Source organism: Kribbella sp. NPDC051936, assembly GCF_040680955.1.
Lineage (GTDB): Bacteria > Actinomycetota > Actinomycetes > Propionibacteriales > Kribbellaceae > Kribbella.
This window is the reverse complement of record NZ_JBFAXS010000002.1, coordinates 794,147-820,539: the sequence shown is the minus strand read 5'-3', so window position 1 is coordinate 820,539 and position 26,393 is coordinate 794,147. Positions and strand designations below refer to the sequence as shown.

Below are 26,393 nucleotides of genomic sequence, written 5' to 3'. Positions count from 1 at the left end.
GCGGCCGGAATGCTTACACTTCAAGTAGGAGTGTGAGTTCCATGGTGGATGTGGCCGAGTGGGGGCCGTTCACGCCGCCGGCCGCGTTGCGCCGGCGTGAGGTGTTCGGGTGGCTCGGGTACGTCCAGGCCGTGGGGCCGCGGGTTCCGGCGGTGGACGCTCGGCGGTCCGCGCCGGTTCCGGTGCTGACGGTGCCCGGCTTCCTGACCGGTGACTGGTCGATGATCCCGCTGGCGCGGCACCTGCGTCGCTCCGGCCACGCGACGTTCACGAGCGGTATGGCCCTGAACTCGGGCTGTACCGAGATGCATCTCGAGCTGCTCGAACGACGCCTTCAGCAGGTTGTCGACGAGGCGGGACGTCCGGTCGCGCTGGTAGGACAGAGCCGGGGCGGCACGCTCTGCCGGATGCTGGCGGTTCGGCGGCCGGAGCTGCTGGCCGGCGTGGTCACACTGGCGTCGCCGCTGCTGCATCAGCTCGCGGCGACCCGGGCGCTGATCAGCCAGGTGAAACTCATGGCCCGGCTGAACGTCTGCGCCTGGCCGTGGTTGCTCTCCACCGACTGCCTGACCGGTGGCTGCGCGGAACGAACCAGCGCGTTGCTCGGATCGCCGTGGCCGACCGGGCTGCCGTTCGTGTCGATGTACTCGCGGCAGGACGGCGTCGTGGACTGGCGCTCGTGTCTGGATCCGGCTGCCGAGCATGTCGAGGTCGGCAGCACCCACAACGGGATGGGAACCGACCGGCACGTCCAGCGGCTGCTCGCGGCCAGACTCCGGACCTTCGGTGCCGATCGCTCAGCGCCGACCGGATGGCCGGGCGAAGCCGACCAGTAGCTCGAGCTCCGCACCCATCCAGTCGGCGATCCGCTGCACGTCGGCGACCTGATCGCGGTCGGCGACGACGCCGACCGACAGGCGGTCGCGGTAGCTCAGCACGGTCACGTTCAGCCCTAGCCCGTCGGTGATACCGGCCAGCGGCACCATCGATTCCACCGCCGCGCCGGCCAGGTACAGCCGCCGGCCGGGTCCGCGGATGTTCGAGATGTTCACGTTCATCGCCGGTGTCAGCGGCGCCCAGGCGTTCAAGTTGGTGAGCAGCTGGACGGTCCGTACGGTGAACGCCGGCGGGACCATGCGGATCGTGTCGACGAGCGCGTCCGGTGCCGTCGTACCGAGGTCGTGCAACGCGGTGAGCATCGCCCGGTGCGCGACCGCCAGCCGGGCGGCCGCGTCGTCCACATCGGTCGGGATCGGCACGACGACGGCGCTCAACTGGTTGCCGAAGGATGTCGCGCCGGGATCCCGCAGCGCGACCGGCACGACCGCGGTGAGCGGGCGCTCCGGGAGCTCCGAGTGCTCGATGAGCCACCGGCGCAGTGCACCCGCCGAGATCGCCATCACCACGTCGTTCACACTCACCGCGAAGTGGTTCTTCACCGCCTTGACGTCGGTGAGCGCCAGCGTGGCGATACCGATCCGGCGGTGCCGCGAGATCTGCCGGTTGAACGACGTACGCGGCGCTCTCGCGAGTCCGGTGTGCAGGCGCTGACCGCGGATCAGTGAGGTGGTGGCGCCCAGCAGTCGCGCGCCGGGCATGGTGCCGAAGACCGGTAGTTCGTCGACGCCGGACAAGGCCGCGGGGACGCCGGACAGCGCTCGCAACGGTTGCCGAACCACACCCGCGAGGCCGCGCAGCAGCATCGGCAGTGCAGCGGGTGGTGGCGGTGGCGGATCCGGCGGTTCGGGCGGTGCCAGGGCTCGGCGGGCTCTGCGTGGTCCGGTGTCCGTCAGGGCGGAGAGGATCTGGATCCCCGCGCGGCCGTCGGCGATCGCATGGTGCACCTTGGTGAGTACGGCGGCCCGCCCGCCGCCGAGGCCCTGGATCAGGTACATCTCCCACAGCGGCCACGCGCGATCGAGGGGACGGGCGAAGATCCGCGCGACCTGTTCGCGCAGTCGCTCGTCGTCGCCTGGCGGGGGCAGCGCGATCTCCCTGAGGTGGTAGTCGAGGTCGGGGTCCGTCTCCGTCCAGTACGGCCGATCCAGCCCGAGCGGTACGCCGGTGAGCCGCCGGCGGAACGCGGGCACCAGATCGATGCGCTCGCGGACCAGCTCACGCAGCCGGGCGAGGGTGAGGGTGCGGCCGGGCAGCCCGGCCGGATCGACGATCATGAGAATCGCCGTGTGCGTCCGGACCCGGTCGTTCTCCGCGGCGAGATACATCGCGCCGAGGTCGTCGACCTGTTGCATGGTCATAGCGCCTCCGCGGCGAGGTCACGGCGTACGGCGTCCTCCGGCACGCCCAGGTGATCGAGGGGATCCTCCAGGCGGCGGCGCAGCAGTTCGGCCGAGCGAGCGGCGTACAGACCGTCCTCGATCCGCTCGTCGAACGTCCACCGCAGGGGGAGGATCGGCCGGATCCGGATCTGGCCGTCGTGGACGAGGGGTGTCGGCCGGACCCGGCCGACGACCAGGAACAGCGGGCAGTTGCCGTGCTCGTACAGGTGGTGGAAGGCGGCGTCGGTCTTGAGACTGCCCAGATTCGACACGACGGCCGACGAGTACATCGGATCCGACCGGGTCAAGGTCGACGGCAGTACGCCACGCGCGTCCAGCCAGTGGAACACGGAGACGGCGAGGTCGAGCATCGGCGCCGGCAACGAGAGGAAGAGCCGCATCTCCTTGTCGACCTCGGCCACGCCGGACGTGCGGGCGTCGCGGACTGCGCCGTCGAGGTCGTTGATCACCGCCGCCAGGCCCTCGTGCGGCTCGAACCGGCGCTTGATCATCTCCAGCGGTGCGTTGTCCGCGAACTCCTTCATGGCGCCGAACGACAGGTGGACGCCGTCGCGCTGGTACAGCCGGCGGCCGGCGACGAAGCGGTTCATCCGCGGCCGGGCGTGCAGCATGCCGGCGACCTCGTGCAGCACCAGGACGAACAGGCTCAGGTGGGGTCCGCCGGCCGTGTTCCACCGCTGGATCCAGTCCTGCGCGGCGGCGATGTCGACGAGTTGCTCGAAGAACACCGTCGACTCGGTCCGGCGGCGCATGATGAACGGCATGATCGCCCGCTCGTCGGGAACGTCGGTGACGAGCCGGCCGTCACGGCGTCGCGCTCCGGGATGCAGTCTGCTCCGCATGGCGTCCTCCCTCGCTCCCGATGGTGAACATCCGCGAAGTCCCCGAGTAGGGCCGAAGTACCTGCTGGTGTGCCTTTCCGTGGTGCCGGATGCGGTACTCGCCGGCGGCGTCGGCGGGTACGGTCCAGGTCACGACGGCGAGCTGTGCGGTCCGGGTCCGGCGCCAGCGGAACGTCGTGGACCAGTCGCCGTCGTCGGCAACCGTCTCCCAGCCGTCGGCGATCCGGCGCTGGACCTCCAGGTAGGTGCCGTTGCGCCGCAGGTCGTTGTTCGGGTACGCCGCCACGAAGATCGCGGTGACCAGGTCACCTGGCCGGTACCGGCGCCGCGGCTCGACCACCACGTCGCCGAACGCGTGGTCAGCCGGCGTACGGTCGTAGGGGATCTGTGGCCGCGCGAGTCGTTCCTGCCCGGTCAGATCCGGTCCTTCGTCGCCGTAGCGGACCGGGCGGCCGTCCCGCATCGCCTCGGCGAGCTGTCCGGCCACCTGTTGCAGTGCGGGCAGCGTCCACCGGCCGAACAGGGTGCTGCCGCCTTCGTACTGCTGGGTGTCGTACTCCTCCGGAGTCGTGACGTAGTGCAGGTAGCCGTTGCTGTAGCCGACGACCAGCACGTCGGTGAGCTCCGCGCCGACGATCGAGGCGACTGTACGGCGCAGCCGCAGGCCGGCGACGACCGTGACCTCGGCCGGGATGCCGAGCAGATACAACTGACCGATACGCAGCAACTGGATCGGGGCGTTCCGTGCGACGTAGTGCCCCCGGAGACCGCCGACCACGAGTGCCTTGGGCGCCTGGACGTCGCGGAGGCGCGGATTGCGGCGGTAGAGCGTTCGCGACACCGTGTCCCACAACGGGTTCCGGCCCTCGTGGAAGCCGCGGAAGGCAGGGCCGTCCTCCTGGCTGCCCGCCAGCGCGGCTGCGCCACCGATCGGAGCGCCCGTCCGGTGTTCGCGGCCGTCGCCGGTGAACTCCGGGCGGACCACGGCCGCGCCCAAATCTACGTGGGTCAGCCGGTGGTCGACACCTCCGTGCAGGACGGATCCCGGCGCCGTCATGAGCCGGGCGGCGGCTTCGTACTGGCGCAGGCCGATGATCCGCGTGTTCTCCGTCTCGTCGGAGCTCGGGCCCTGGCCGGGCCGCAGGTCGAGGTTCGGTGTGAGATCGCCGGCGTTGGTCTGCGCGAACGCCGCCACGAAGTCGTCCGGTCGGCGATCCAGGTAGTCGACACCGGCCACCAGGCGTTCCCAGTGATAGGCGGCGTACCCCTTGTTGTCGCCGCTGATCAACGTGTTCGCGTTGGTCATGCTGGTGTTGTGCACCCCGAACCAGTTGATCGCTCCGAGCGGTCTCCCGGCGCGCTCGATCCGCAGCAGGGTGGTCTGTGCGTCGACGCCGTCCGGGAACCACTGCCGGTCGGCCGCCGGATTGTTGTCGAAGGCCACTTTCGACCGGTTGGCGCTCGCGTCCCGGAGCTCGCCGTGCGAGAGCGTGAGCGCGGCGGGGGACAGGTCGCCGTGCGCCCGGACGACGGCCTCGGTCATCCCGTCGACGATCGCGTCGAAGGTCTTCGGGCGGAAGCCGCCGGTGTTCGAGTGGTACAGCCGATGGTGCGAATAGCCGCCGGGACCGCTGTGCGTGTGCGTGGCCGTGATCATGGTGTTGTGCTCGGTGTACAGCGTCCCGTACTCATGCCGCAGCCGGTCGAGCACAGCCCGGCAGACGTTGTCGAACACCATCGGCAGGTCGTTCACGACCAGCAGCACCCGTCGTCCGCTCGCGGGGTCCGCGATCACGAACGCGCGGGATCGCAACCGCAGCTGGATCCCGTCACTGCGTTGCCGGGACTTGCCGTACCCGAGCATGCCGGTGTCCGCCGCTTCGCCGGTGATGTCCGCGATCCCGCGACCACACAGGAACATCAGCGGGCCACCTAACCGGTCACCAGCGCCTTGAGGCTCTGCCAGACGAGCTGCTCGCGGTCGGCGATCTCGTGCAGCGGGCTCGTGGCCGGTTCCAGGAGGTCCGCCGGATCGTCGAGTTCGGCGGCCGCGGCGAAGGTGGCCGCGACGCCTTCCCAGAGGTCGCCGATCGCGTTGAGTTCGCTGCCGAGCTCGTCCAGCCGGGACTCACCCGTGATGACGGTCGCCTCGCCGAGGAACCGCGCGTACATGTACCGGAAGATGCCGCCTCCGGTGCCGCCGCGGGGGTCGATGAACAGTGCGGTCTCGAAACAGGTACGACGCAGCGCGGCGGCGTCGAGGACGTCGGGCCACCGCAGCGTCTCCTGGAGAGCTTTGCGGATCCCACGGACGCCGAGGTTGCCGATCGGCGGCGTCAGCATGCCGTCGCACACCTGGTCGATGGCCGCCCGGACGGCGTCCGCATCCGGTTCGCGCGCGTTCGCGAAGTCGAAGGTGTACCAGGTGTGCCGCGGCGGGAACGGGCGGAACCTCGACCCGCGTGCCGCCTCGAGGACGTCCCAGTCGACCGGGTGAAGTTCCCGGTCCCGATCCGCGATCAGTACCCGTCCGGTCGGCGGGTCGTAGCCTGCCGCCACGACGACATGGCCGCCGAAGTGATAGTCCGGCGGGAGGTCGAAGTACGGCAGGAATCCCATGTCGACGTACAGCAGCGCGGGCTCGCCGGCCTCCAGGACCTTGCGGAGCTCGGCCTGCGCGACGCGGGTGCTGGATGTGGAGCGGGACGTGACCGCGACGCCGGTACGGCGACCCGCCGTCTTCTCCAGGCCCTCTTCCCGCGGGCTCGCGTTGTTGGCGCGGCCGCCGAAGAACGGATCGGTGCCCTTGAAGTGGAAGTACACGAACCCGAGACCCGCCCCGAGCCCGAACAGCAGCTCCTCGCTGATCGGGTAGCCGTGGAAGTCGTACACGTGTTTCAACGACCCGGTGACACAGTGGTGCGTCGGATAGCTGCCGAAACCCGCGAAAGGCTTGAACCTCTCCGGCCCACTGACCGTGGTCGTCATCTCAGTACCTCCCGATCACCCGGTTGCCGCGATCCAGCCTGGTCCGGCGGGCTCGTCGGGCACAGGGCCGAAGGTCCTGTCGTGGGCGGAAGGCCGCCGGGCCCGGCCAGGTTCAGGACTTTCGCCCCTGGCTGCTCCGGGGTGCGGTGCACAGCGTGGAAGTGAGCGGAGGGAGAAGCGCATGTCCAGAATCCGCACGGTCCTCGCGGCCACCACGATCCTCGCAGCCCTCGTCACGGCCGGCTGTGGTGGCGGCGGGAAGGCATCCGCACCCCCGGCCGCGTCCACCACGGCGTCGGCCGGTCCGGCGACGCCGAGCACGCCATACATCACCGGGGTAGGCAAGCTCCCGGCCGCGCAGATCCTCGCCCGTGCCAAGGCTGCCCTGGCCGCTGCCGGCAGCGTGCGGGTCAAGGGCAGCGTCACCGCCGAGGACGGGAAGCCGACGACGATGGACCTGGCGCTGACCCGGACCGCCGGCAGGTCCACGATCGGCTTCTCCGGTGGGCGGCTGACGGTCGTCGTGATCGGGCGCACGGCCTACTTCCAGGGCGACGACGCCTTCTGGAAGGCGAGCGCCACGGACGCCCGGCAAGGAGCGGCGTACGCCGCCATGTTCCGCGGCAAGTGGCTGAAGACGACCGCCGGGGACAAGCGGTTCGGCGACTTCTCCGACCTGGCGAACCTGAAGGCCTTCGTCACGCAACTGGAGACTCCGGGGACCGCGAAGAAGACCGGACCGCGGGTCGTCGACGGGGTCAACTGCATCGGCTTGGTGGGCGACGACGGCTCGGTGCTGTGGATCGACCAGGTCACCGGCCGCCCCGTCCGGGGAACAACTTCCGGTGCAGGCACCGGCCTCGCCTTCACCGACTACGACCGGGTACCGACGCCGACGGCCCCGCCGTCCGACCTCGTGATCGACGCAGCCGCCCTGCACTGACCGGCGTGGTACTCCCGATTCCCGGGACTTTGGGCCCTGGCCGGTGGCGACGGCCGGTCGGACGGTGAAGGTATGACGGAGTTGGTGCAGCACGTGGTGAGCGGTGCCTGGCCGGACTGGGGCGGCGACGAGCTCGGGCCGCGGTCGGTGACCTTCTTCCGCCTGCTGGGGGAATTCCGGGCGGTGGTTGCCGTGGACAACGTGACGCTCGGACCGGCGATCGGCGGCGTCCGGATGCGGCCGGAGGTGACACCCGGTGAGGTGATCCGGCTGGCGCGCGGGATGACGCTGAAGTGCGCGGCGGTCGGACTGCCGCACGGCGGCGCGAAGGCGGGCATCGCCGCGCCGCCGTGGCTGGACGTCCGGACCAAGGAGGCGCTCATCCGCACGTTCGCGGTGCGGATCGCCGATCTGACCGACTACTGGCCCGGCCCGGACATGGGGACGGACGAGACCGCGATGGCGTGGGTCTACGACGAGATCGGGCGATCCGTCGGCCGCCCGGCGGCGATCGGCGGCATCCCGCTCGACACCCTGGGGGCCACCGGGTACGGCCTCGCGATCTGCGCCGAGGCACTCGAGAAGTCCGGCAGGCTGGAGATCGACGGCGCCCGGATCGCGGTCCAGGGCTTCGGCGCGGTCGGCAGGTCGGTGGCGTTGCAGCTGCACGAGCGGGGAGCCCGCGTCGTCGCGGTGTCCGACATCGAGGGGGCCGTGACCGATCCGGACGGCCTGGACATCGCGAAGCTGGTCGACTTCCAGCACGAGCGACCGCTGAACCAGTTCCCCGGCGGTACGCCGATGATCCGCGACGAACTGCTCGGCGTGCCGTGCGACGTACTGATTCCGGCCGCGCAACCCGATGTCCTGAACCGGGCCACCGCCGCCCAGGTCCGGGCCTCGATCGTCCTCGAGGGAGCCAACATCCCCGCCACGATCGAGGCCGAGCAGATGTTCGCCGCGCGCAACGTCCTGGTGGTTCCGGACATCATCGCGAACGCCGGCGGCGTGATCTGTGCCGCCGCCGAGTCCCGCGGTCTGACCGCGGCGCAGGCGTTCGCCGACATTACGGAGCGGCTGCGCGCCGCCATGACCGAATGGCTCGCACGCACCGAGTCAGGCCAGGCCCCCCGCAACGCCGCGCGCACGATGGCGCAGGAACGACTCCAGGCCGCCACGGCATACCGTCGTACGTTCTCTGCAAGCGGTCAATGAACTCAATCCTCTGGAGCTTCGGGAGGTACCTCAGGTGAAGACCTCGACGAGCCGCAGTGCCTCCCGTGGGCCGCGGAGGCTGAGCTCGGCGACTTCACCGACTCCGCGGACGTAGTACTTGGTGTCGAGGACGCCGGGCTCGAGAGCGGTCGTCTCTGTGGTGCGCAGCGCGTGGCGGAAGGCTCCGAAGGGGACCGTCACCCGGGCTGAGCGGTCGACGACTTCGAAGATGTCTTCGGCGTGCCCGCGGTACCACTCCTGCCGGAAGCGCCGGCCGAGCTGCGGGTGTGCTTGCATGACGACACCAGGCTGTGCGCCGTCGACGCCGGCGTGGAACGATCCTTCGCGGCTGACGACGCGGCCCCGGGCATCCAGCTCCGCCGTGTCCTCACCGAAGTACCAGACGTTGCCGCACTCGTCCTGGGCGAAGTAGTCGCTCGTTCGCTCCGTCAGCACGTTGCTCAGATAGAGGCGATCCTCGACCACCCGAGTGCGGACGCCACGCACCAGCTTCGTGCGTGGGCTGACCTTGACGATGTCGAGGGCCGGTTCGCCGTCCTTCGTGCCGGTGTACACCATGGTTCGTCCGACCGGGAGTGGGAACCACCGGTTGGTCACCGACGCGGTGAAGTCGTCGGTGTCGATCCGCGGCCGGTACGACGTACCCGGACCGAACCCGGGCAGGTTGCACCGCGCAGCAACTGTCGAGCTCGTGGTGATCGGCGTCCGTGCGCTTGAGTGTGCCGCGCCTGGACAGAGGAGCAGCGCTGCCAAGAGCAGGGCAGCCGAACGTCGAGTGTTCATGGTGGCCTCCTGGTTGCTGTCGAGCCAGACCAGGAGATCACCATCAACCTGAACGCAAGGTGAATGTCGCCGCGAGGACGCCGGCTCGTTGGAGGGATCGTGAACGCCCGCGACGCATCCTCGGCCCGAAGCGTGGCAGCGTCAGCAGCGGGTCGTCCTGCGCGTCAGGACCGCAGGCCACGCAGAGATCCGGGCAACGCAGGGCGCGCAGTTCGGGGCCCCTTCGGCCGTCCGGCCACTTGACGAACGCGCGCGTCCGGTCCGCCATCAGCCAGAGCCCGAGATCGGCCGGCGAGGTTTCCTCGGATCGGCCGCCGTCGGGGCGGCACCAGCGCACCGCGGTGATACCGCACACATCCTCTCGACCAGGCTCGAGCTGGATCGCCGTGACGAAGACAGTGTGTGAACTCGCCAAGCTCATTGAATTCTCCCGAAGGTCGAATCAACCAGTTACCAGGCGACCAAGTGAGTGGCAAGAGTTTGCGCCCGGTCGGGCAGCCGTTATCAGCGGAGCGAATCCGGTCATTCACAATGAGTTGCTTATCCGTTCAGTGAAACCGCTGGGTCTAGAAACAGCTCGGAAGTTGCTGGGTTTATCCAGCACGGCCGCTGTCAGATCGTGAACTCCAGCCACAGTGGGAAGTGGTCGGAGATGCGCCATGAGAGCTCGGACCTGGTGAGTCCGTTCTGAGTGTGCGGGACGAAGTCGAAGCTGCCGCAGCGCTGCGTGTACGTGAGCCCTTGGAGGAGTGCCGGGAGCTTGGGATCCGCGGGGTCGTTGAACCAGGCGATCTGGTCGTAGAAATGACTGGTGCGGTCATTGTCGAAGATGGTCCGGGGCACCAGTCCCAGCTCTGGCGGCGGCCAGAGACCGGTGGAAACGAAGGCTTGGTACAGAGGGTTGTCGATGCGGTCGAGATTGAAGTCACCGAGCACCAGCAGGTTGCGGTTCCAGTCCTTCGGCTGATCGGCCCAGTCACGCATCCACCGGGCGAAGGCGCTGATCTCGTCCATGCGACCCGCAGTGCTCTTGCCCCAGAGAACATGCACCGTGGCAAGGATGAAGTCTGTCGTCTCACGGACGAAGCCGGCGGCGTAGGGCGTGCGCGCGAACTGCTTCGCGTTACCCGTGGCGGTCGCGGGGAGCACGATCTCGCCGACCAGACCGGACGGTTTCACCCGGTCGGCGTCGTACACGAAGGCCAGCCGTTCCTGATTTCCCTGGCTGCCTTCGGTGGTGTCCGACACGATGACCCGGTACCGCGGGCCGAGGCGGTCGAGCAAGGCGAAGAGCGCGGTCGTGTCACGCCGGGTCTCCTGGATTGCCGTCACATCGAACCTCTCCAGGACGGAGGCGATGCACGCCAAGGCCTGCCAGTCGCGCTTGGGTTGGTCGCCATCGGTGGACTGCCATTTGTTGGTCAGGCCACCGAACGCTCGCAGGTTCCAGGTACCGATGAGCAGGTTGTTCTTGGTCTTGGCCGGTAGTTGCTTGTCGAGCGCCTTCTTGATGCCTTGGAGATCGCGCTTCACGGCGGCCGGCATTCTGCCGGCAGGCGGCGGCGTCATGACACGCCCCGTGCGTAGGGGTAGCCGGTCGGCGCTGGAAGACTGTGATCGATGTGAGCACGCAGCCCTGCGTCGGCGACGGCGTAGCCCCAGTTGATGAGCCGTTCCTGGTCCCGGTCAGGAAGCGCCTTGAGACGTGTCCCGATCTCCGCCAGCTCCGTGGTGGCGTCGAGTGGAGCGTCGAGGCAATCGCCGAGCTTGTACTTCTTGATGTCACTGCGGATTCCGACGTACGCACCGTCGCGCCTGCGGTCCTTCAACGACTGGACGACCTGCAACTTCCGCAGCGAGCGGACCTGGTGATCCAGCACTTGGGTGATCCGCACCATGTGCCGAGCCCAGTCGGACGCGGGATCAGGCTCGGGCGACAACAGCCCACCGGCGTCAGAGACGAAAACGGTTCTGCAGCGCTTCCAGGCTGTCTCCAGCCCGAGGTTGTCATAGACCCCGCCATCGGTCAGCGCGAACTCGTCCCGATACTTGCGAGTGCCGAGATCGTTGCCCTTGTCATCGACCCAGGCTGCCTCGTCCATGGCCAGGCGGAACGGCGAGAGGAAGGGCGGGAAGGCAGCGGATGCGGCGACGGCCGCGGACAGACGTACGGTCGGATCGAGGTTTCGGCCGACTCGCCAGTCCGCCACACCGTCATGTGTGAAACGAACGAGTTTGCCGCTGCCGGTGTTCGTCGCGTTGAAGACGAAGACAGGCTTGGCCGGCAGGTCGGCAAGCGTGGCGGTGCCGAGAAGATGTCGCCGCAGTTCCCCCTCGACTTCCTCGCCGATGCTGCTGAACGGCGAGAGCAGGCCGCTGACGACTGCTGAGCGGTCGATGGTTCGTGCGGCCAACGCACGGATCGGAGCCTCGACCTGTTCGACGAACGCGGCATCCGGGTCGGAGCTGGTTGTGACCTTCGACCAGGTCAAGGCCAGGATCGCTGCCGTTATGCTGCCGCCGGACACCGACGAGATGCGGTCTGCTTGCTGCAGCCATCGTGTTTGACACAATCGGCGCAGCACGCCGGTATGGAACAGCATCGCCCGATATCCTCCGCCGGAAAGGCAGATTGCGGTTCCAGTCGTGGGTTCTTGTCGTGGCTCGAACGGCAAGTGCCGTACCGGCTCGACCAGGTCATGGATCGTCTCGCTCATGGCGATTCCCCCCGGAACACAGGCCTGACCTGCCAGTGCGGGGTCTCAGGCGCCGCGACCCCCCAGCCGCACCCTTGTCATCGAGCGTGCGCCGTGCGGTCAACGCTGTCAACGGATTGATCGCGCAACGGCGAATGGGACACAAAGGTTCGTGCGGATTCGTAGGAATGCAGTGCGGGACGTAGAAGGTCCGCAGTTGGCCGCGCGCCTTGCAGGCCGCGATCGCGACTTCGGACGTTCGCACATGCGTCCACCGTCGGACGCTGAGACGGCTCTTTCTCGGGTGGTGGGTTTCGGGTCAGGATTGGAGTATGACCGCGACCAGCGTCCTGACCCACGGCTTGGTGAGCCGGCGGTGGCGGTGGCGTGCGCTGAGGCTCTGAGTACCTCCGAGAAGTCCGGCTGTCACCGCCCGCAGGTCACCCCGGGACGGTGGCCGTCGCGCTGACCGTCGGCCGGTGGGGTGATCCCTCCCGGCGTCCCGGTCGCCGCATGCGTACCTGTGAAACGTTTCCACACAATGCCGAACAGTATGAAGAAAGGACAGAGCGATGCTTGATCCCGTCGTCGGCAAAGGTCAGCTGACCGAGACCGACCGCTTCATCTTCGAGTCGTGGGGCTACTTCCTGATTCCGAACGTCCTGACCAAGGACGAGGCCGCCGAGGCGTACGACGTGTCGCGGCGTCTGCACCAGAGCCGTGACCGTGAGTTCGGTCAGATCGGCAGGACCTACGAGAGTGAGCCGGTGCTCGAGCGGCTCATCGACCACCCGGACGTCCTCCCCAAGGTGCAGGGTCTGCTCGGGGACCGGTTCGTGCTGCAGGCCGGCTGGAACACCATGCAGCCGGCGCATGCGGGCAACGGCGGCTGGCACCAGGACGGATCGTCCGCGTTCGACTTCAAGGACCTGGGCTACCCGGTCCCGTTGCTGCAGCTCCGGGTGTCGTACCTGCTCACCGACCAGACCGTCCCCGGTATGGGCAACATGGAACTGATCCCCGGCAGTCACCGCTCGCGGGTCGGCCTGCCTGATTCGATCCGGCAGAGCAAGGGCGACATCGCGATCGGCCATGTCGTGTGTGCCGAGGCCGGCGCCGCGCTCGTCTTCCACAACGGCGTCTGGCACCGGACCTTCCGCCACGACGGCGACTACGACCGCTTCACCACGCACTACGTCTACAGCCCGCCATGGGTGCGCATGGCCGACCGTTTCGGCAACGACCCCGAGTTCCTCGAACGCACCACCCCGCTCAGGCGCGCCCTGATGGGGGAGTTCAGCAGGCCGGACGCCCCGTTCGGCGCCAACTACGACCCGCTACCTATCTGACCCACAGACGTTCCGGCGCGGCACCGGCTTCCCAGAGGCCGGTGCCTGGCCGACGTCAGCTGCTGATCTTGAACTTCGGCGATGTCACCAGTTCGGCCAGCTGGTCGGCGGTGAACACCGGTTGCTTCAGCGGCGACCGTGCGTCGTTGTCGCTCTTCTTGGTCTGCGCGAGGATCACGACGGTGCCGTCGTCGTACCGATAGGCGGCCCACTGGTCGTACCGTGCCTCGGAGCCCTTGGTGGTGAGCACGCCGACCTTCTTGCCGCCGACGTCGACGACTGCGCAGGTGCCGGTCCCGCCCCAGAACTTCTGCGCGACCTTGCACGGGGTCGTCGCCGGCTTCCCGTCGGGCGTGGTGGACTGCACGAGCAGCTGGCCGACCCGGTCGTCCTTCTGCACCGGGATGGTGGCCATGTACTCCCAGTAGTCCTGCTCCCCGTCATTGGACGCGTATTGGCTCTGTGGGTAGCTCATCCGGCGACCGTCGGGGTACTTCAGGTCCGGTGTGCCGAACCCGGCCGGTACCGCCGAGCGCAGGTCCTGCATCAGCGTCACGGCCCGGGTGGCGCGCGGCCCCGCGGTCGCCGTACGGTCCACCTGGCCCTCCGGCCAGGGATCCTTCGACTTCCGCGTGTTCGGCGCCACCGGCGTCACCGTGGAGACCGGCCGCGTCGTGGGTTGGGCCGTGGGTTGGGTCGTTCCTGTGTCGCCGGCCACCATCTGGCCCGCCGACCGGTGACCGTTGTAGTTCGCGATCACGGTAGGAGCGGCACCGACCCCGACCACCAGCGGTACGGCGGCGACCGCCGCCCACCTCACCCTGCGCCGCTTGCGCGTCCGGCGGGCCCGGTCGAGTGCGTGGGCGGGATCCATCGACGGCGGCGGGGTGCTGCGCACCATCACGTCGCGGAACGCCTCGTTGAGATCCTCTTCGTTCATCGAACCTTCTCCTCTTCCAGCAGACCGCGCAGCGCGGCCAGCCCGCGCGATGCCTGGCTCTTGACAGTTCCGGTCGAGCAGTCGAGCAGCTCGGCCGTCTGCTCCACGGACTGGTCCTCCCAGTACCGCAGCACCAGTACGGCGCGTTGCCTCGGCGGCACCTTCACCAGCGCCTCGAGCAACACGAGTCGTTCTTCGGTGGGGCCTGCCGACGCCGTCGGCGGGTCGGCCGGCGGGACGCCGACGGACTCGTACCGGAACCACCCCCGGCGCCGCTCGGACAGGAACGTCCGGATCAGCGTCTGCCTGGTGTAGTTGTCCATCGCGTCCTGCCGCTGGATCCGGCGCCACACCTGGTAGATCTTGGTGAACGTCTGCTGGACCAGGTCCTCCGCGCGATGCCAGTCGCCGCACAGCAGGTACGCCGTACCACGCATGGCATCGGAACGAGCCGCGAAATACGCCTCGAACGCGGCGTCCCGATCACTCATCTGCCCTCCCCATCCTCGGTACCGGGTTAGACACGCCGCGAGCGCCGAAGTTGGTTGCACCGGCCCCGGCGACGCGGTTGTCACCTGGTGAGTTCGGCCAGGAAGGTCTTGGTGCGGGTGGCGAAGAGGTGGGCTTCGCGGGTTGTGGAGAGGTGGAGTGCTTCCTGGGCTGCGGCGCGCACCGTCTCCGGCGCGTTGCCCGCGCTGTGCAGGGTTCGTGCTCGCAGGAGGAGGACCAGTCCTTCGGCGTACCGTTCGCCGTAGGTGGAGATGAAGGTCTCGGCCTTGTCCAGAGCCGCTACCGCCGCAGGGGTGTTGCCGTCGGCGAGCCGGATCTCGGCGAGCAGGGCGTACCACGTGGCGAGGTTCGATCGCGGTGGGTCGACGAGGGACGTCTCGATGATCCGCTCGACCTCGGCACCGCACGCGGCCGGGTCCGCACCGGACATCGCCAGCGCCCAGTGCCTCGCCAGCCGGATGTAGCTGCCGGAAAAGGAGAAGGCGAAGTCCGAGTCGAGCGCGATCGCGGTGTCCGCGGCACGCAGAGCCCAGCCATGGTCGCCGGCCGCGGCCGCGGCGGTGACGCTGAACGAGCCCCAGATGCTGATCGCGTACGGATCGTCGCCCGCCTCCGCCTCGATCCTGCCGAATTCCTCACCAGCGGTGACCAGGTCGCCGTGGAGCGCGGTGTTGAGGGCGAGCATGACCGGGGTCAGCAGCTGCAGCCGGAAGCGAAGCGGTTCGGCCTCTCGTTCGGCGCGAATGAGTGCCGCTGTCCGGCCGAGGCTGCGGTACGCCGTACCGATGTTCCCCGAGCTCCACTGGTACACGCCCCAGGCGTGATGTCCCGAGGCTTGGACCACGGGGTCTGTCGATCGTTGCCCGTTGTCGAGGAGGCGTCGCGCGAGCCGGCCGGCAGCCTCGAGCCGCAGCCCTTGGGCTTGCGCGAGGAAGCGTGAGAAGAGGAACCCGGTGGCCTCGCGTTCGCGGCCGAGCGACCGCGCGACGCTCTCCGCGCGGTCGAGGTGGTGCATCCCGGTGCCGACGAAGCCGGCGTGGATCCCGATGATGGCGGTCAGCTCGGTGAGCGCGGTGAGTTCGAGCTCGGCGAGCCCGGCGCTGCGCGCGACTCCCGCCGCGCTGTCCAGGGCCTTCTCGGCGACGTCGTACGCCGATCGTCTCGCCGCGATCCGGCCTGCGAGGATCAGCGCCGAGGCGGTCCGGTCGGCATCGGCCAGCGGCCCGGCCGCCAGTAGGTGGTGGGCGAGTGCCTCGGCGTACGCCTCGTTGTGCGCGGCGGCGGACTCCAGTGCGTCGGCAGCCTGCAACTGGAAGCGGCTGGTGTCCGAGACGGAGGTGGAGCGGACGACCGACTCGCGGACGAGGTCGTGCGCGAAGCGCCAGTTTCCGGCGGCGTCGGACGGCGGCTGGAGCAGACCCAGCAGCTGCGGGGCCTCGAGGTACTTCAGGCACAGCGACGGATCGATGCCGGCAGCGCGCGACAGCAGCCGGACGTCGAGGTCGCGACCCATCACGGCCGCGATCTCGATCAGGCGACGTTCGCTGTCGTCCAGCCGGCTCATCCGCTCGCGGACGATGTCGCGCACAGTGGCAGGTACGGCGGCCTGGGCCGCGTGGTCGTCGGTCAGATCTCCGCCGTCTGCCAGGAAGCGGGCCAGTTCGACGACGAAGAGCGGGTTGCCTTCGGTCCGGGCCTGGATGCTCCGCGCGACGCCGGGCGTGGGAGTCTGCCCGGTCTCCCGGCGTACCAGCTCGGCCACTTCCGTCGGCTCGAGCGGGCCCAGCACGATTCGCCGGTGCCCGTCGTGACGGGCGAGGGCTGCAAGCAGCTGTTGCAGTTCCTGGTGGGGCGCGGGGGCATGGTCACGCAGCGCTCCGGCCAACACGCAGCGGGCCGGAAGCGACTGTGCCAGGTGCAGGAACAGCTGCAGCGAGGCCTGGTCTGCCCAGTGCAGGTCGTCAACGACCAGCACCACAGGTTGCGTCGCTGCCACGCTGGTGACCAAACCGATGACCTGCTCAGAGAGCCGGAACTGCGACTGAGGGTCCGGTCTGGTCGGGGGTACGTCGCCTGACTGGTCCAGCAGCCGGGCCAGCTCGGTGGCCGTCCATCGACCGGCCTGGCCTTCGGGTGCTGCGCTCACCATCGTGCGGACGATCTGTATCCACGGCCACATCGTGGGGGCGCCGTCACCTTCCTGGCACCGTCCCCACACCGTGAAAGCGCCCTGATTTCGCGCGATCTCGACGACCTCGTGCAGCAGCACGCTCTTGCCCACTCCGGGTGGCCCTTCCACCAGGACCACCTGCGGACGGGAGAAGGTCGCCGAGTCGACGGCATGGCGCAGCAAGGCGAGTTCCGCCCGTCGGCCGACGAGCCGGCCGGGCCGTCCCGGGTGTATCGATCGACCAGGGTTCCCGGTGCGAAGCACCTGCTGATGTGCGTCCCGCAGCGTTCGGCCGGGATCGACGCCGAGCTCGTCGGCGAGCCGCGTCCGGACGGTGTCGAAGACCGACAACGCGTCGGATTGCTGTCCCGTCGCCGCCAGCGCGAGCATCAGCGTCGCTTGGAGGTTCTCGTCGTACGGCGCCATCCAGGCGGCCAGCCGGAGCGGCTGCAGGATGCGCTTGGCCTCGCCGAGGGGCACCGCGACCTGGGCGGCCTCCAGACACGCGTCGAACAGCTCGCGGTTGACAGAGGCGAACAGTGGGATGGCTGTGACCTCCGAGGAGAGGCCGTCTCCCACCGGGCCGTGCCACTTGTCGAGTGCTTGTTCGTACGCCGCTACCGCATCCTCCGCCCGCTGCTCGGCGACGGCGGTGCGGGCCCGGCTCACCAGCTCGCGGAACTCGGCGAGGTCCAGGGAGACGCTGCCCGGGTCGAACCGGTAGCCGCTGCTGTGCCGATGGATGTACGAGCCGGCCGCGCGCGCCGGAAGGGTGGGCTCCAGGACCCTTCGCAGCCCTCCGACGTACTTCTGCACGATGTTCATCGCCGAGCGCGGCATGTCGTCGCCCCAGATCAGGTCGATCAGCTGGGAGATGCTGACGGGTCGACCTGCTCGTGCGAGCAGCAGCGCCAACAGGTAGACCTGCTGACGGGGCCCGGGATCGACCTCGACGCCGTCACGCCACACCCTGGTCGCGCCGAGGACCTGGAGGACGAGCCGAGGGCTCACCTCGCCTTCCGCTGCGATCGGGTCCGTCACTGGCCGGTTCCCGGTATGTCTGACACGTCGGCCCCCCAGCCGTTCCTCGGCCCTGTCGCCGCTGAGGGAAACGCTACGGGGTGCCGAGTACCGCAGAAAAGCGAATCTCGAAATCGGCAGCGGCGCCGTACTGAATTCCGTCCGGGCCGGGATGCACAAGTTGTTCAGTCGACGCTGATGGGCTGGTGCCCCCAGACACCGCAGCGAAAGGCCGGCCCATGTCACAACCCGCCGTCGTCCTCGTCCACGGAGCGTTTGCCGACGCGTCCAGCTTCGGCGAGGTCGTACCTCAACTGCTGGACGACCAGATCCCCGTCGTGGCGCCGGCTATGCCGAACCGCTCGCTGAACGGCGATGCTGCTTACCTCGCCGCCGTGCTCGCCACGATTCCCGGCCCCGTCGTACTCGTGGGCCACTCGTACGGCTGCGCCGTCGCGACGGTGGCCGGCATCGGATACAACGTGAGCAGTCTGGTCTACCTGGCCGGATTCGTCCCGGACCGAGGTGAGAGCCTCGGTGAGCTCGCCGGTCGTTTCCCGGACTCGGACCTCGCGACAGCCCTGATGCCTACGCCGGTCCCAGGGGGAGTGGACCTCACGGTGGCGGTCGACCGGTTCCCGGACGTCTTCGCCGCCGATGTCGACCGTCGCGTCGCACGCACCCTGGCCGTCACGCAGCGCCCGCTGTCGGCAGCCGCCTTCGAGGAGAAGGCCGAGGCCGCCGCCTGGCACACCAAGCCCGCCTGGGGCGTCGTCGCGACCGCGGACCGCACGATCAACCCCGAGGTCCAGCGTTTCGCGTACCAGCGCGCGAACGTCGCGGCGCTCGAGGTGGAGTCGTCCCATCTGCTGATGCTGTCGCAGCCGACCGTGGCCGTGGAGCTGATCAAGAAGGCCGTCCTGGCCATCAGCGACTGAGAAGCGGCATTGATTCCGAACGGAGCCGCCATGCACCACCAGGCCTACCAAGCGCAGTGTCGCTCCGCCGAGCAGCGGCACCGGCCCGGGGAAGCGGACCGCCGCGCGACCTTGATCCTTCTCGCCCTCGCGCTCGGGACCTTCGCCATCGGGACCGGCGAGTTCGGGAGCAACGGGATCGTCCAGCTGTTCGCGGACGACCTGGACGTCTCCGTGCCCGCCGCGACGTACGCCGTGACCGCTTACGCTCTCGGCGTCGTCGTCGGCTCTCCCGTTCTCAGCATCGCCGCTGCCCGGCTCAACCGCCGTACCCTCCTCCTTGCCTTGGTCGGGCTCTTCGTGGCGGGCAATATCCTGTCGGCCCTCGCCTCCGACCTCGGGATGCTCGCCGTCGCCCGCTTCGTCACAGGAACCGTCCAAGGCGCGTACTTCGGCGCCGGCGCTGTCGTCGCGGCCTACGCCTACGGTCCCGGCAAGGGCGGAAAGGCGTTCGCCGCGGTGATGACCGGGCTGACCATCGCGACGGTCATCGGCTCGCCGATCGGCACCTTCATCGGCCAGCAGGCCGGTTGGCAGGCCCTGTACGTGACCGTGGCCGGCATCGGACTCGGCGCCGGTACGGCGATCTGGTACTGCGTACCGCGCACGCCCGCACTGGACGGCGGACCGGTGCGGCAGGAGCTCGGAGCCCTCCGACGCCCGATGGTCTGGGTCACGATGGCGATCGCCGCACTCGGCATCTCGAGCATCTTCGCCGTCTACACGTTCATCGGCCCGTACGTCACCGAAGCGGCCGGAGCGGCCGAGTCGATCATCCCTGTCGCACTGGCCGTCTTCGGCGTCGGTATGGCCGCGGGCAACTGGCTCGGCGGTCGACTGGCCGACGCGTACCCCTACCGGGGACTGGTCCTCGGATATGGAACCGTACTGGGCTTCCTCGTCGTGGTCGCTCTCGGCGGCCGGAACCTGCTCGTCCTGTTCCCCGCCCTGTTCGGGGTCGGCGCCACGATGATGATGGCGATACCAACGATCCAGGTCCTCCTGACGCGGTACGCACCGGAAGCGCCCACGCTGATGGGCGCGTTGAACCTGGCCTCGCTCAACCTCGCCAACGCGCTCGGCGCGATCGGCGGAGCGATCGTCCTCGACGCAGGTCGGGGACCGCTCTCGACGGCGTGGGCCGGACTCGTCCTCACCGGTGCCGGACTCCTCCTGTTCGCCCTGACCGTCCCTCGGGTCCCACCCCCGCCCACCTCCCAGCAGCTACCCGTCGCAGCCGGATACCCACAGAAGCGGTGATCACATGCTCTCCTGGCGCTCCGAGAAGTCGTTCCTGTCCATCTGTTCCACCGGATCGATCCTGTCGATCGGCAGCATCGGCTCCTTCGCCTCGGTCGGATCCATCGGCTCGGCGTTCTCCATCGGATCCATCGGTTCGTGGACCTCCGTCATGAGCATGCTCGCCGCCCACAGCAACTGCTCCATCCTGAGCCGGCGCAGCAACTGCTCGATCCTCAGCGACCACAGCAACTGCTCGATCCTCAGCGAGCACGGCAACTCGTCCATCCTCAACAAACGGCACGCCGTCCCCGCGCCGCGCCGCTAGCTGAGACTCGTCGACAAGCCACTCCGGCTATGCGACCAACGCGTCCATCTGCGTCACGGCCTGCTGGAGGCCTTCGGCCATCCCGGTGGCCAACAGCTGATCCATCTGCTCGCGGTTGTCGAATGCGGCGCGCAGCTCCATCCGGGTGCCACCGGCGTACGGCGAGAGCTCGACGTGCACCGTGTTCGGTGGGAGGGCGTCGTCGATCCTGCCCTCGGCATCCGCAAAGTAGTCCACGAACTCCAGTGACTTCGGTGCGTCCACCGCGGTGAACCGCCAGGTGCCGTGAAACCTCTCGCCCTCCGGTCCGGTCATGTAGTAGAACACTCGGCCGCCAGGCGTCAGATCGTGGTCGATCATGGTGGCCGGATGCGTCGGCGGTCCCCACCATTTCTCCAGCTTCCGCGGGTCCGCCCACAAGTCCCAGACCTGCTCGGTCGACGCTTCGAAGTCGGCCACCAGGGTCAGGGTCAACGCGTCGAAGTCCTTGTCAACGCTGGTCACGCTCATGCTGCTCATCTCCTTCGCCGGACAGCAGATCCGACATCCGTTCGACTCGTGCCCGCCAGGTGGACTCGAGTTGGTCGAGCGCGTCCCGGGCCTGCCGTACGGCGTCGATCCGGCTCCGCACGAGCTGTTCCCGCCCACGCCGTTCCTTCGACACCAGACCGGCCCGCTCCAGCACCGCAACGTGCTTCTGCACCGCGGCGAAGCTCATCGGGTACGACGCGGCCAGGCGCGATACCGACGCCGCTTCGCCGAGACACCGTCGCACGATGTCCCGCCGCGTCGAATCCGCCAAGGCATGCAGCAACTCGTCCACATCTACAACCATTTGGTTGTACGTTAGATCGCGCCGACCACCCCGTCAAGGCGTGATGCGCCGACCTGCGCGTTGTGCGGAGTAGTGTCGGGCTGGAGTCGGATCGGGAGATGACCGTGAACGAGACCCGGATGCCCGTTGCTTTCCTTGGCCATGGCAACCCGATGAACGCGCTGGAGACGAACCGTTACACGGAGGCTTGGCGGGTTTTCGGGGCGTCGGTGCCGCGGCCGCGCGCGATCTTGGTGATCTCCGCACATTGGTACACCAATGCGACCGCGGTGACCGCGATGCCGCGTCCGCGGACCATCCACGACTTCTACGGATTCCCGCAAGAGTTGTTCGATGTGCAGTACCCGGCGCCCGGTGCGCCCGAAGTCGCGGAACTCGTGGCGGACGTCTGCAAGCCCCGGTGGGTGGGGCAGGACATCGACAGTTGGGGAATCGACCACGGCACCTGGTCGGTCCTCCTGCATGCCTTCCCGGACGCCTCCATCCCGGTCGTTCAGTTGTCTCTCAACGCGTTCAAGGACTTCGACCACCATCTCGAACTCGGCCGCAGGCTGAGTCCGCTGCGCGATGAGGGCGTTCTCATCGTCGGCAGTGGCAACATCGTCCACAATCTGCGCGCCGTCGATTACCGCAAGCCGGACTCGGGGTACGACTGGGCACTGCGTTTCGACGAGGCCGCACGCGAGCTGCTCGAGGCTTCACCCTCGGAGGTGGCAGCTCTCGACGCCCATCCTGACTTCGGTCACGCAGTTCCCACCCCGGATCACTTCCTGCCTTTGCTCTACGCGGCCGGGCTGGCCGACGACGAGCCGTTCGATCTGCTCGTCGATGGACATGCCGCCGGCTCGATCTCGATGGCGGCGTACACCCTCGGGCTGGACTGCGACGCGGCCGTCGGGCCGGACGCGGGCCCTGCGGCGCCACTGCCCGATGGCTTCCCCACGTCGGACAGCAACCTCTGAATCCCGTGTGATCCGAGCCATAGGCCGGTCCCGGGAATGGATCTCCCGCCAATTACGCTACATTAGATGTATCGAAAAGCTTCAGTGACCATACGCGAGAAGGGGCATGGGTATGACGATCTCGAGCGGGATGGAGACAATCCTCTTGCTACTGGTGGGCGCGGCGGCGGTGTTCCTGATGGTCAGAGTTGCCGCCCGACGGTACCGAGACAAGCCGCAGGTCTGGCGCAGTCAGGCATTCCTGTCTGGTGTCAGTTCTTCACCACGGCCGGAGCCAGCAGGCCGAGGGCGCGATCCATCCAGCCATCGCGCGGCGAGCCGAACCTGAGGACCTCTGCGAGATAGGCGCCGACCACCTCTGATGGCCCTATGCGTCGCTCTCGAGGCGAACGCAGCAGTAGTCCGGGGTCGGCCGAAGGTGGGCTTGCAGGCTGGTGATGCCGAGGCCTGAGACGAGACCTTCGAGGAGGCAGAGGTTCATCTCGCAGACCAGGTCGGTGTGCTGTCGGGCGAGGGTGTGGAACGGGCAGTTGCCGAGGACGATCGCGTCCTGCTGACTGCGCGGCTCGAAGCCTTGCTCCTCGAGCAGACGCATGAGTGCGCGTGAGTCGGTCGGGTCGGACGTGTCGGCGACGGTGGCGGCAAGGCTGGTGCCGAACTGGCGGGCGCGGCGGTCGAGGGCTGCCCGTGGGGCTTCGCCAGAGGCCTCGACATCCTCGAGGGCAGTTGCGAGGAGGCTGCCGGCCAGGTCGTAGCGGCGTTCGGGCAGGGAGACGCCGATGTATTCGCTGGAGCGTCGGTACAGCTTCGAAGGTCGTCCTGCTCCCGGGCCGGTGCGGCCGGTGCGACGCTCGAAGACGACCTCGAGCAGCCCCTCCTCGGCCAGCTTGTCGAGGTGGAAGGCAGCCGTCGAGCGAGGGATCTCCAGCGCGGCGGCCGCCTCGTCCCGCGTCACCGGATCGGCCTGGCGTACGACGTGGTCGTACAGCAGGCGCCGCGTCGGTTCTTCCAACGCTGCGACCGCCGAGATCCGGGCGTCCCTGGAGTCGTTCACCCGACCCACTCTAAAGCCAAGTCCCATTGACGAAAACGGTGGCTCCTTCTAAAGTCAAAATACGTCTATTTTAGAAGGAGTCGATCATGAGCACTGAGGGGCGCACAGCCCGCACCACCGGCCGTGAGTCGCTGTCGGATCCGGCGTACCAAGCCTTCCTGGCCCTGCGAACCGTCTTCACGGTGGCGCCGATCGTCTTCGGCCTGGACAAGTTCGCCAACCTGCTGACCGACTGGCCGAACTACCTGGCCCCCTGGATCAACGACATCGTCCCCGGCTCCGGCCAGGACGCGATGTACCTCGTCGGGGTGATCGAGATCGTCGCCGGCATCGCCGTCGCCGTCATCCCGCGCTACGGCGCACTGCTCGTCGCGGCCTGGCTCGCGGGCATCATCCTCAACCTGCTGACCCTCTCCGGCTTCTACGACGTCGCCCTGCGCGACTTCGGCCTCCTGGTCGCCGCCGTCGCACTGGCCCGTCTCGCCACTCGGTACGCACCCGCCCGGCACGGTTCTTCGTCCACGACGAGCTCCGGTACGTCGAGCACGAGGTAGACCCGGTCGACCATCAGATGACGTGCCCGGTTGCGTCCGGCGTGATCCACGACCTGGTCCAGCGACTCCAGCCACTCCTGGGTCTCCGAGGGATTTCGAACAACTGGCTGTGCAATCCCAGGCTCTCCGACAGGTTGCGCGGTGGCGGAGGTCACGGCAGTTCCTTCAGCTCCGGAAGCCGGTTCCGTGCTGCGATCCGGCGACCGGGCCGGCTCCGGGGTAGCGCGGACCGTGCACGGTCGGGGTGGACGACGGCCACCGGACAGGCGGCGTGCTGGAGAACGGCCTGGCTGACCGACCCGAGAAGCATGCCGGCGAAGCCTCCGTGGCCGCGGGAACCGACGACGACCAGGCCGGCCGCGTCGGATGCGTCGATCAACGCCTGCGCGGGATGGCCGTGCACGACCTTCATCTCCAGATCGACACGGGGATCGAGGACTCGCTTGCTGTCCATCGCCGCGGCGAACAGTTGCTCCTCGACCTGTTCGACGACGTGTGGCGGGACGCGCAGCGAGGACTGCTGCCGGGTCGGCGGTACGGCGTGGACCGTCAGGAGACCGACGCGCCGTCGTACTGCCTCGTGGTACGCGAACCGGATCGCCGCAGCGCAGACATCGGAGCCGTCGACGCCGACCACGATCCGGCCGGTCCGAAACGCCGGGAACGCCGTACCGTCGCGATGCGGACGGACGACGACCACCGGGCATCGCGCGTGCGCGGCCACGGCGGTGCTCACCGAGCCGACCAGCAAGCCGCGGAACCCGCCGATTCCGCGGCTGCCCAGAACCAGCAGTTCCGCGTCGTGTGCCTGGCTCAACAGTGTCGGCGCGGCTCCGGCGACGAACAGCTCACGAGTGATCTTGATGTCGGGTGCCAGGTAGCGCGCGGAGGACTCTGACTCGGCCAGGACCCAGTCGGCCACCGATCGGAGGTCGACGGTCAGATCCCTGATCGGGATCATGTCGGGTGCGCTGCTGAGGAGCGGCACAGTGAAGGTGTGGATGATGCGTAGCGGGCAGCGCCGGGCGGACGCCGTCATGGCGGCCCAGGCCAACGCGCCCTGTGCGGAGACCGAGCCGTCGACACCGACCACGACGGCGCGGCCGCGGGTGTGAGCAACAGTTGTCATGGTCATGTTCGCCGCTCCGCTCCGGTTCTGGATGTCCTGCGGTCTCGAATGTGCCGTTTCCGCGGCGCGACGGGTACGGCCGTGATCGGCGAACCTGTGACCAGCCTTATGGCCGACGTCCGGCAACGATGCTCTACTGGACGGCACCGCGCCCCGGCAACGGTTCCGCCGGGGGAAGGGAGCGAGATGAGCGGTTCCGGTGCAGTGCGATGGCCGGGGTCCGGCGCGGACAACAGCGCGGACGAGGCCTGGCTGACGGCGATCGCGGAGGCGGCCGCGGGCGACTCGCAGGCACCGCTGGAGCTGCTGGTCGAGTACCTCACGCTGCTCGCCGATGCCGCTATCTCCGGGCGGCGGCCGCGCGACCACGAGCTGGCGATCGTCCGTGAACTCGGCCGGCGTGCCGCTGAGCAGGGCATCCCGGCCGGGCGGGTCGTCGACCTCTACCTCTCGGCGGCCTGGCGGATGTGGCGCGACCTGCCCGACGTCGTGCCGTACCGCGACCGCGACACGGTGCGAGCCTCGGCCCAGACCGTATTGCGTGTCGTCGGCGAGGCGATCGCGGTCCTCGTCGACAGCTACCAGGTCGCAACCCAGCACCTGATCCGGCAGGAGGAGGCGCTGCGCCGCGAACTGGTCGACGACCTGCTGCGCGGCGACGCCGACGTATCCCGGATCGTCGAGCGTGCCGAGCCGTTCGGGCTCGATCTCGGTCGGCCCCATCAGGTGGTGCTCGCCGTTCCCGCAGACGGCCTGGCCGAGGGCGACACCGCGACCGCCATGCTCGAACGGTTCATCCTCGACCGCTTCGGCGACCGCGAAGTCCTGGTCGCGACCAAGGACGGCCTTCTGGTCGTGCTCATTCCCGCGACCACCGCGACCACCGCGACGACTGCCCCGCGGACCGGTACCAAGGGCGTCGGGGCGCCGATCCACGACGCGCTGGTCCGGCACCGGGCAGGGCGGGCGTGGCGGGTTGCGACCGGTCGCGCCTATCCAGGCGCCTATGGCATCGCCCGCTCGTACGAGGAGGCTCGTGAGGCGCTGACCCTCAGCGAACGACTGCAGCTCGACGCGGCTGTTGTGGATGCGCGTGACATGCTCGTGTACCGGGTGCTGGTCCGTGACCAGGCAGCGATCGTCGATCTCATCAGCGCCGTACTCGTCCCGCTGACCCGCGCGCGAGGGGGCGCTGAACCGTTGCTGCAGACCCTCGAGACCTACTTCGCGACCGGCGAGGTGGCCACCGAGGCTGCCCGGCGCCTCAACGTGTCGGTCCGCACCGTCACTTATCGGCTGGCGAAGGTCAGGGAGCTCACCGGCCAGGACCCGGGTGATCCGGCGCAGCGGTTCACCCTGCACATCGCCGTACTCGGCGCCCGGCTTCTCGACTGGCCGGCGAGCGACCTTCCGTCGAACGCCTCGCGCACCTAGGTCCTCGATCGGATCTGGTTGCCGGGCGTCGGCGACCTGGGCGGCTCCAGGTTCGCCGGTCGCTGCCGTACAGATTCCGGCCGGGGAGCGGCAGAGTCGTAGCT

Annotated in this window: 25 protein-coding genes; 9 read left to right on the top strand and 16 right to left on the bottom strand. The window is 68.7% G+C overall.

The genetic code is table 11. From position 1 onward, the window contains the following. Window positions 1-41 precede the first annotated feature (41 nt). Complete coding sequence (locus AB0L64_RS09450; RefSeq protein ID WP_363709499.1) at window positions 42-836, top strand: alpha/beta fold hydrolase; 795 nt, start codon at window positions 42-44, stop codon at window positions 834-836. On the opposite strand, the gene AB0L64_RS09445 is transcribed toward AB0L64_RS09450, so the two are convergent. Genes AB0L64_RS09445 through AB0L64_RS09430 form a run of 4 tightly spaced genes read right to left on the bottom strand, consistent with a single transcriptional unit; the run spans window position 798 to window position 6,130 of the window. Further along, complete coding sequence (locus AB0L64_RS09445) at window positions 798-2,258, bottom strand: wax ester/triacylglycerol synthase family O-acyltransferase (RefSeq protein ID WP_363709497.1); 1,461 nt, start codon at window positions 2,256-2,258, stop codon at window positions 798-800. The genes AB0L64_RS09450 and AB0L64_RS09445 overlap by 39 nt on opposite strands. Then, window positions 2,255-3,142: a 2-oxo acid dehydrogenase subunit E2 gene (locus AB0L64_RS09440; RefSeq protein WP_363709495.1), complete on the bottom strand. Its 888-nt coding sequence runs from the start codon at window positions 3,140-3,142 to the stop codon at window positions 2,255-2,257. The genes AB0L64_RS09445 and AB0L64_RS09440 overlap by 4 nt, the downstream gene beginning before the upstream one ends. Further along, on the bottom strand, window positions 3,105-5,063 hold the full coding sequence (locus AB0L64_RS09435) for a neutral/alkaline non-lysosomal ceramidase N-terminal domain-containing protein (protein ID WP_363709493.1): 1,959 nt from the start codon (window positions 5,061-5,063) through the stop codon (window positions 3,105-3,107). The genes AB0L64_RS09440 and AB0L64_RS09435 overlap by 38 nt, the downstream gene beginning before the upstream one ends. 11 nt (window positions 5,064-5,074) lie before the next feature. Then, entirely contained in the window at window positions 5,075-6,130 is a 1,056-nt protein-coding gene (locus AB0L64_RS09430; protein WP_363709491.1) for a BtrH N-terminal domain-containing protein, read from the bottom strand. Window positions 6,131-6,311: 181 nt separating this feature from the next. Between AB0L64_RS09430 and AB0L64_RS09425 the strand changes: the two genes are divergently transcribed. Both AB0L64_RS09425 and AB0L64_RS09420 read left to right on the top strand, forming a co-directional pair. Further along, complete coding sequence (locus AB0L64_RS09425; protein WP_363709489.1) at window positions 6,312-7,073, top strand: hypothetical protein; 762 nt, start codon at window positions 6,312-6,314, stop codon at window positions 7,071-7,073. A 72-nt stretch (window positions 7,074-7,145) separates the two neighbouring features. Next, complete coding sequence (locus AB0L64_RS09420) at window positions 7,146-8,288, top strand: Glu/Leu/Phe/Val dehydrogenase (RefSeq protein ID WP_363709487.1); 1,143 nt, start codon at window positions 7,146-7,148, stop codon at window positions 8,286-8,288. Window positions 8,289-8,318: 30 nt separating this feature from the next. Here the strand turns inward: AB0L64_RS09420 and AB0L64_RS09415 are convergent, their stop codons facing one another. The 4 genes from AB0L64_RS09415 to AB0L64_RS09400 all read right to left on the bottom strand — a co-directional run bounded on the left by AB0L64_RS09415 (window position 8,319) and on the right by AB0L64_RS09400 (window position 11,809). Then, entirely contained in the window at window positions 8,319-9,092 is a 774-nt protein-coding gene (locus tag AB0L64_RS09415) for a hypothetical protein (protein ID WP_363709485.1), read from the bottom strand. Window positions 9,093-9,135: 43 nt separating this feature from the next. Further along, window positions 9,136-9,513 (bottom strand): hypothetical protein, encoded by a 378-nt coding sequence (locus AB0L64_RS09410; protein WP_363709483.1) that lies wholly within the window; start codon window positions 9,511-9,513, stop codon window positions 9,136-9,138. 191 nt (window positions 9,514-9,704) lie between these two features. Next, the gene (locus AB0L64_RS09405) at window positions 9,705-10,625 is read right to left on the bottom strand and encodes an endonuclease/exonuclease/phosphatase family protein (protein WP_363709481.1); all 921 of its coding nucleotides are present in this window, start codon (window positions 10,623-10,625) and stop codon (window positions 9,705-9,707) included. A gap of 32 nt (window positions 10,626-10,657) precedes the next feature. Continuing rightward, a complete protein-coding gene (locus AB0L64_RS09400; RefSeq protein WP_363709480.1) occupies window positions 10,658-11,809 on the bottom strand; it encodes a patatin-like phospholipase family protein in 1,152 nt (383 codons plus the stop codon). Between the two features lie 551 nt (window positions 11,810-12,360). On the opposite strand from AB0L64_RS09400, the gene AB0L64_RS09395 reads away from it, so the two are divergent. After that, a complete protein-coding gene (locus AB0L64_RS09395) occupies window positions 12,361-13,137 on the top strand; it encodes a phytanoyl-CoA dioxygenase family protein (RefSeq protein ID WP_363709479.1) in 777 nt (258 codons plus the stop codon). Window positions 13,138-13,192: 55 nt separating this feature from the next. Here the strand turns inward: AB0L64_RS09395 and AB0L64_RS09390 are convergent, their stop codons facing one another. The 3 genes from AB0L64_RS09390 to AB0L64_RS09380 all read right to left on the bottom strand — a co-directional run bounded on the left by AB0L64_RS09390 (window position 13,193) and on the right by AB0L64_RS09380 (window position 17,768). Then, complete coding sequence (locus AB0L64_RS09390) at window positions 13,193-14,077, bottom strand: hypothetical protein (RefSeq protein ID WP_363709477.1); 885 nt, start codon at window positions 14,075-14,077, stop codon at window positions 13,193-13,195. Beyond that, window positions 14,074-14,568 carry a SigE family RNA polymerase sigma factor gene (locus tag AB0L64_RS09385; RefSeq protein WP_363709475.1) on the bottom strand — a complete coding sequence of 165 codons (495 nt, stop codon included), beginning with the start codon at window positions 14,566-14,568 and terminating at the stop codon, window positions 14,074-14,076. Before AB0L64_RS09385 ends, AB0L64_RS09390 begins: the two co-directional genes overlap by 4 nt. Before the next feature lie 80 nt (window positions 14,569-14,648). After that, window positions 14,649-17,768: a BTAD domain-containing putative transcriptional regulator gene (locus AB0L64_RS09380; RefSeq protein ID WP_363709473.1), complete on the bottom strand. Its 3,120-nt coding sequence runs from the start codon at window positions 17,766-17,768 to the stop codon at window positions 14,649-14,651. Window positions 17,769-18,016: 248 nt separating this feature from the next. Here AB0L64_RS09380 and AB0L64_RS09375 point away from each other — a divergent pair, with 248 nt between their 5' ends. After that, the gene (locus tag AB0L64_RS09375) at window positions 18,017-18,715 is read left to right on the top strand and encodes an alpha/beta hydrolase (protein ID WP_363709471.1); all 699 of its coding nucleotides are present in this window, start codon (window positions 18,017-18,019) and stop codon (window positions 18,713-18,715) included. 30 nt (window positions 18,716-18,745) lie between these two features. Then, window positions 18,746-20,014: an MFS transporter gene (locus AB0L64_RS09370; protein ID WP_363709470.1), complete on the top strand. Its 1,269-nt coding sequence runs from the start codon at window positions 18,746-18,748 to the stop codon at window positions 20,012-20,014. On the opposite strand, the gene AB0L64_RS09365 is transcribed toward AB0L64_RS09370, so the two are convergent. The 3 genes from AB0L64_RS09365 to AB0L64_RS09355 all read right to left on the bottom strand — a co-directional run bounded on the left by AB0L64_RS09365 (window position 20,015) and on the right by AB0L64_RS09355 (window position 21,156). After that, entirely contained in the window at window positions 20,015-20,281 is a 267-nt protein-coding gene (locus tag AB0L64_RS09365) for a hypothetical protein (protein WP_363709468.1), read from the bottom strand. A gap of 67 nt (window positions 20,282-20,348) precedes the next feature. Continuing rightward, window positions 20,349-20,831: an SRPBCC domain-containing protein gene (locus AB0L64_RS09360; protein WP_363709466.1), complete on the bottom strand. Its 483-nt coding sequence runs from the start codon at window positions 20,829-20,831 to the stop codon at window positions 20,349-20,351. Continuing rightward, entirely contained in the window at window positions 20,812-21,156 is a 345-nt protein-coding gene (locus tag AB0L64_RS09355) for a helix-turn-helix domain-containing protein (RefSeq protein WP_363709464.1), read from the bottom strand. The genes AB0L64_RS09360 and AB0L64_RS09355 overlap by 20 nt, the downstream gene beginning before the upstream one ends. 98 nt (window positions 21,157-21,254) lie before the next feature. Between AB0L64_RS09355 and ygiD the strand changes: the two genes are divergently transcribed. Beyond that, complete coding sequence (ygiD, locus tag AB0L64_RS09350) at window positions 21,255-22,118, top strand: 4,5-DOPA dioxygenase extradiol (RefSeq protein WP_363709462.1); 864 nt, start codon at window positions 21,255-21,257, stop codon at window positions 22,116-22,118. A gap of 367 nt (window positions 22,119-22,485) precedes the next feature. Here ygiD and AB0L64_RS09345 read toward each other — a convergent pair whose 3' ends face one another. Further along, entirely contained in the window at window positions 22,486-23,172 is a 687-nt protein-coding gene (locus tag AB0L64_RS09345) for a helix-turn-helix domain-containing protein (RefSeq protein WP_363709460.1), read from the bottom strand. Between the two features lie 86 nt (window positions 23,173-23,258). Between AB0L64_RS09345 and AB0L64_RS09340 the strand changes: the two genes are divergently transcribed. Further along, window positions 23,259-23,726: a DoxX family membrane protein gene (locus AB0L64_RS09340; protein WP_363709458.1), complete on the top strand. Its 468-nt coding sequence runs from the start codon at window positions 23,259-23,261 to the stop codon at window positions 23,724-23,726. A 151-nt stretch (window positions 23,727-23,877) separates the two neighbouring features. On the opposite strand, the gene AB0L64_RS09335 is transcribed toward AB0L64_RS09340, so the two are convergent. Continuing rightward, window positions 23,878-24,861, bottom strand: a complete 984-nt coding sequence (locus AB0L64_RS09335) for a universal stress protein (RefSeq protein WP_363709456.1) — start codon at window positions 24,859-24,861, stop codon at window positions 23,878-23,880. 180 nt (window positions 24,862-25,041) lie between these two features. Between AB0L64_RS09335 and AB0L64_RS09330 the strand changes: the two genes are divergently transcribed. Then, window positions 25,042-26,289, top strand: coding sequence for a helix-turn-helix domain-containing protein (locus AB0L64_RS09330; protein ID WP_363709454.1), 1,248 nt, complete (start codon window positions 25,042-25,044; stop codon window positions 26,287-26,289). Window positions 26,290-26,393 lie beyond the last annotated feature (104 nt).